Below are 901 nucleotides of genomic sequence, written 5' to 3'. Positions count from 1 at the left end.
GCGCTCGTGGTTGTAATGGTGCAGCCATTCATCCAGATCGGCCTGCAGCGCGTCGATGCTGTCGTAGAGCTTCTTTCGGAACGCGACCTGGTAGAACTCCTGCAGGATCGTCTTGTGGAACCGCTCGCAGATACCGTTCGTCTGTAAGCGTTGCATCTGACCCCCTAAATGGGGGCTTAGCACATTCGACTTGAGAAAATATGATGTCTCCAAAAAGGATACAGGCATCATGAACACTCAAACATTAGGTGCGCTCTCAAGTGATCAGAAAATCGACAAAGTCTTCCACGCTTTCGGCTATTCCATCCCCGTTGGAAAAGATGGCCGCCGTCTGTGGCCCACTAAATTCAAGCGCGAAATGGCGCAGCGTATGAGATCCGGCACGCTCTCAATCGGTGACGTCCAGAAAACGTGCCAGATTTCCGACAAAACGGCCTATGCTTGGCGGAAGGGGCCGAAGCAAAGGAATTCGGCAAAGCGACAAAAGGTTCAGGAAAGGGCACCAGTATTTGCTGAGATCAAAGTTCAACATGATGTGCCAGTAAAACAAACTGAGATGTCTCACATTGTTTTCAAACGCGCCGGTTGTGAATTGTTGCTGCCATCTGACTACCCCGTCGCTGGCTTGGTCGGCCTCATCCGTGCATTCGAAAGCGGATCATGATTTCTCCAGCGGGCAACTTCAAATTCTACGTGGCCAGTAAGCCGGTCGACTTCCGAAAGGGGATGGATGGCTTGGCGGCCATTGTTCAGAATGAATTTGATCTCGACCCCTTCAGCGGTGCTGACCTGCCCCCCGAGGCTTCCTCATTCATAACGAGAGTCTGCGGGTCTGGTTTTCATATTCGTTGGTTTCGTTTTGGGCAAGCGCGCCGGGCGCGGAGCCCTCAAATTGCTCAAG

General features: G+C 52.4%; 1 protein-coding gene and 2 pseudogenes. 2 read left to right on the top strand and 1 reads right to left on the bottom strand.

What is annotated here, in order from left to right; genetic code table 11:
* A pseudogene (locus tag ACW9UQ_RS18650) lies at nucleotides 1–144 on the bottom strand (integrase core domain-containing protein); the annotation flags it as partial.
* 46 nt (nucleotides 145–190) lie between these two features.
* Between ACW9UQ_RS18650 and ACW9UQ_RS18645 the strand changes: the two are divergent.
* Both ACW9UQ_RS18645 and tnpB read left to right on the top strand, forming a co-directional pair.
* Nucleotides 191–664, top strand: coding sequence for a transposase (locus ACW9UQ_RS18645; RefSeq protein WP_458932483.1), 474 nt, complete (start codon nucleotides 191–193; stop codon nucleotides 662–664).
* A pseudogene (gene tnpB, locus ACW9UQ_RS18640) lies at nucleotides 661–774 on the top strand (IS66 family insertion sequence element accessory protein TnpB); the annotation flags it as partial. The gene ACW9UQ_RS18645 and the pseudogene tnpB, both read left to right, overlap by 4 nt.
* Between the last annotated feature and the right edge of the window lie 127 nt (nucleotides 775–901).

Source organism: Halovulum sp. GXIMD14793 (assembly GCF_054457435.1).
Note: the sequence above shows the minus strand (reverse complement) of the source record. Positions and strands in the feature narration are given on the sequence as shown.